We start from the raw sequence: 4,184 nt of genomic DNA, 5'->3' as shown, positions 1-4,184 counted from the left end.
CTGGGCACGTAGACCAGACGGTCACCGGCGTCGGCCTCCTGGAAGTACCGCTGCACCAGCGTGGTCTTGCCGACCCCGTACTCGCCGTAGACGACCGGGACCTGACGGCGCTCCAGGAACCGCCGGAGGTTTGCTTCGGCCGCCTCCCGCCGGGCGTACACGTTGTGCTGTTCAAGCGGAGTGCTGCCGGGCGTGAAGACCTCGTGAGGCTGAGGCAGGCGAATCCAGGGAGAGCGCACACCCGTACGGTACGTCGCCTCGGCGACACGTTCGGTCTACACCTTGGGCAGTTGCAGTACGAGCACTGCGGCGTGAAGGTCGTCGGCCACGGCGTCGTCGTCGACGGGCGCTTCTACTGCTGCGCGCACTGCGCGCGGCATCAGCACGGGGACGCCCCCGTGCGCGACTCGGCCTGAGAGAGGCCCCCTGCCCCCGCCACTCGCGAGCTCGCGGCGGGACCCTGCAGGGGGGCCGCCGTCCGGGGGGACACGTGCCCCGGAGCGGGGCGCGCGCACCCGATCGGGTTACCGTTTCCGTCGCGGCACCGTGCCGCAATGCCCTGGATCGGAGCGGGGGAGCCCCATGGACGACCTCGCTGCTGTCCGCCCGGCGGTGGACGACGAGGCCGAGGTGACCCCGCACGACCACCGGTTCCCGGTGAGCACCCGCGTGGAGCGCATCGCCGGCGGGACGGTCGTGGTGCGACCCTCGGTCGGCGACTTCGCCGACCAGGAGGTCGTCCGCGTCGGTGACCGCGTGCAGGTGTCCTGGCGCGACGCCACCGGCGTCTGGGCGCTGCCCGCACAGGTGGCCACCGTCGAGCGCGGCGCCGCCCCCCGCTGGCACCTGACCGTCTCCGGGCCCGCCGAGCCCGTCCAGCGGCGCGAAGCGGTCCGCGCCCGGCTCGCGGTGCCGATCACCGCGGTGCTCAACGCGGTCGATCTGGAGGGCGAGGTCGTCGACCTCAGCGAGCGCGGCATCCGCGCCGTCCTGGAGCCCTTCGGCAACCCGCCGGCGCCGGGCACGGTCGTCCCGCTGACCGTGCACCTGGAGGACGGCGACGTCACGTCGCCCGCCGAGGTCGTGTGGCACCACACGCGGGGCAGCCGCTGGGGGGTCTCCCTGCGCTTCCTCGACCTGCCCGAGAAGGACCAGGACCGGGTCCGCCGCCGGGTGTTCCAGGCGATGCGCGAGGAGCGCGCCCGCCGCATCTGAGGGGGACCCGTCGACGTCGGGCCCTCACGCCTGGACCGGGACCGTCGATGTACCTGCTACGAGCGACGTCGGCGACGACCGGCCGACCGCAGGCACCCACGTCCGACCGACGCCCCTGAGGACGGGGGTCTCGCTGACCGGGTCGGTCGAGTCCGCCGACGGCCCAGCGCCGGCCGGCTCGACGCTCGTCGTCCGCCCGGACGCGCCCGGGGTCGCCCGGGCGTGGGGCATCGCGGCCGGCGACCGGATCGGGGTCTCCTGGCGCGTCCGCGGCGTCGGCCCGGCCGTGCCCGCCACGGTCGTGGCCGTGCTGCCGGGGGACGACGCCTGCTGGGAGATGCGGGTGGTCGGCCCGGCCGGGCCCAGCCGGCGCCGCTAGACGGTGCGCGCCGGTGTGCAGGTGCCGATCCGGGTGCACGTCGCCGGCACCGACACGGTGGGCGCGGCGCCCGCTGGTGGGTCCCCCTCGAGCTGGCGGACCCGTCCGAGCAGACGCGGAACCGGCTGCGGCGGCTGGTGTTCCAGGAGCCGCGCGCCGAGCGGGCCCGGAACGCCGACGCCGACCAGGAGCGTTCGTGAGCGGACAGTCCGACTAGAAGCCCGACCAGCGGGATAGTCCCGGAGCGTGACCGTCCCCGCTCGCCTGCCCGAGGCCCTCACAGCCCTGCGGAACGCCGTCGCGGCCGCCCCGCTCGGCCTGGCCACGCCGGGCAGCGCGGCCGCCCGCCGCGCGGCCCGCGGGGTGGTCGAGCAGGTCGACGACTACCTGCTGCCCCGGCTGCGCGACCTCGACGCCCCGCTGCTCACCGTCGTCGGCGGTTCCACCGGGGCCGGCAAGTCCACGCTGGTCAACAGCATCATCGGCGCACCGGTCACCACCGCCGGCGTGCTGCGGCCGACCACCCGGGCGCCGGTGCTGGTCTGCTCCCGTGCCGACGTGGCCGCCTTCGAGGGCGACCGGGTGCTGCCGGGCCTGGCCCGGGTCACCGGCGGCGTCGGCGGCCCCGGCACGCTGCAGCTGGTGCCGCGGGACGACGTCCCGCCCGGCCTGGCGCTGCTCGACGCGCCGGACGTCGACTCGGTGGTGGAGTCCAACCGCGAGCTGGCCGCGCAGCTGCTGGCCGCCGCCGACCTGTGGGTCTTCGTCACCACCGCGGCCCGCTACGCCGACGCCGTCCCCTGGGACGTGCTGCGGACGGCGCAGGAGCGCGGCACCGCACTGGCCGTTGTCCTGGACCGGGTGCCGCCGGGCGCCGCCGGCGAGATCGCCCCCGACCTCGCCGGGATGCTGGACCGGGCCGGGCTGGCCGGGGTGCGGCTGTTCGTCGTCGAGGAGCGGCCGCTGGTCGACGGGTACCTCCCCGAGGACCAGGTCGCCCCGCTGCGCGGCTGGCTGCACGCCCTCGCCGCCGACCAGGAGCAGCGCGCCGCGGTCGTCCGGCAGACCCTCACGGGCGCGCTGGCCAGCCTGGAGGACCGGGTGGCCGGCATCGCCGTCGAGGTCGAGCAGCAGGCGCAGGCCGCCCGCGTGCTGCGGGAGGCGGCCGCCGCGGCCTACACCGCCGCCTACGAGGAGATCGACGAGGGCGTGCGCAGCGGCAGCCTGCTGCGCGGTGAGGTGCTCGCCCGCTGGCAGGAGTTCGTCGGCACCGGTGAGTGGATGCGCTCGCTGCAGAGCTCGATCGGCCGGTTCCGCGACCGGGTGACGGCCGCGCTCACCGGCCACTCCTCGCCCGCCGAGGAGTTGCAGGGCGCGCTGGAGTCCAGCGTCGAGACGCTGCTGCGCGCCGAGGCCGACCGCGCCGCCGAGCGCACCGTCACGGCCTGGCGGGCGCTGCCCGGCGGGCCGCCGCTGCTGGCGGCCGCCGACGAGCCGCTCGACCGCGTGTCGCCCGACTTCCCCGAGGCCGCCGCCGCGCAGGTGCGCGACTGGCAGGGGTACGTGCTGGACCTGGTCCGTGAGGAGGGGGCGGGCAAGCGCAACCAGGCCCGGGTCCTCTCCTGGGGCGTCAACGGCGCCGGCGCCGCGGTCATGGTCGCCGTCTTCGCCCACACCGGCGGGCTCACCGGCGGGGAGGTGGCGGTGGCCGGCGGGACGACGGCGCTGGGGCAGCGGCTGCTGGAGGCGGTGTTCGGCGACGCCGCCGTCCGCTCGCTGGCCGCCCGCGCGCGGGAGGACCTGCAGGCCCGCGCCGACGCGCTGCTGCGCTACGAGCAGGGCCGCTTCGACGCGCTCGTCGACGGGGCCGGACCGGGGCCGGACGCCGCCGCCGAGCTGCGCGCCGCCGCGGCCGCGCTGACCGCGACCCGGGACCGGGCATGAGGGGACGGACGCCGTCGCTGGCCGACCGGCTGGCGGCGCTGCGCGAGGCGGTCGAGGTCGGCGACGGCCGCCTCGAGGTGCCCGAGCTCGCCGACGCCCGGGCGCTGCTGGCCAAGGCCGGTGCCCGCGAGGCGCTCGGCGACGCCACCGTCGTCGCTCTGGCCGGCGCCACCGGGAGTGGCAAGTCCACGCTGTTCAACGCGCTGTCGGGCAGCGAGGTGAGCACCCCGGGCGTCCGGCGGCCGACGACCGGGGTCGCGCACGCGACCGTCTGGGGCGAGCCGCAGGACCGGCTGCTCGACTGGCTGCAGGTGCCCCGCCGGCACCGGCACGCCCCCGAGCCGGCGCTCGACGGCCTGGTGCTGCTCGACCTGCCCGACCACGACAGCGTGCGGCTCGAGCACCGGCTGGAGGTCGACCGTCTGGTGCAGCTGGTCGACGTGCTGGTCTGGGTGCTCGACCCGGAGAAGTACGCCGACGCCGCCGTCCACGAGCGCTACCTGGTGCCACTGGCCGGGCACGCGGGGGTGCTGCTCGTCGTCCTCAACCAGGTCGACCGGCTCGACCCCGCGGCCGCGCGGGCCTGCCTGACCGACCTGCGCGCGCTGCTCGACCGGGAGGGCCTGGCGGACACGCCGCTGCTCGC

The 4,184-nt window shown here is 76.9% G+C and carries 4 protein-coding genes; all 4 read left to right on the top strand.

Annotated features, from left to right (window positions below; translation table 11 throughout):
* The first annotated feature begins 290 nt into the window (after positions 1 to 290).
* Entirely contained in the window at positions 291 to 416 is a 126-nt protein-coding gene (locus CNO22_RS29870) for a hypothetical protein (protein ID WP_269799644.1), read from the top strand.
* A gap of 166 nt (positions 417 to 582) precedes the next feature.
* On the top strand, positions 583 to 1,215 hold the full coding sequence (locus tag CNO22_RS29865; RefSeq protein WP_100502107.1) for a flagellar brake protein: 633 nt from the start codon (positions 583 to 585) through the stop codon (positions 1,213 to 1,215).
* 625 nt (positions 1,216 to 1,840) lie between these two features.
* Entirely contained in the window at positions 1,841 to 3,538 is a 1,698-nt protein-coding gene (locus tag CNO22_RS25770) for a GTPase family protein (RefSeq protein ID WP_100502105.1), read from the top strand.
* A partial coding sequence (locus tag CNO22_RS25765; RefSeq protein ID WP_198588612.1) for a GTPase occupies positions 3,535 to 4,184 on the top strand: 650 nt, incomplete at its 3' end. The genes CNO22_RS25770 and CNO22_RS25765, both read left to right, overlap by 4 nt.

Source organism: Geodermatophilus chilensis, assembly GCF_002802985.1.
GTDB lineage: Bacteria > Actinomycetota > Actinomycetes > Mycobacteriales > Geodermatophilaceae > Geodermatophilus > Geodermatophilus chilensis.
Note: the sequence above shows the minus strand (reverse complement) of the source record. Positions and strands in the feature narration are given on the sequence as shown.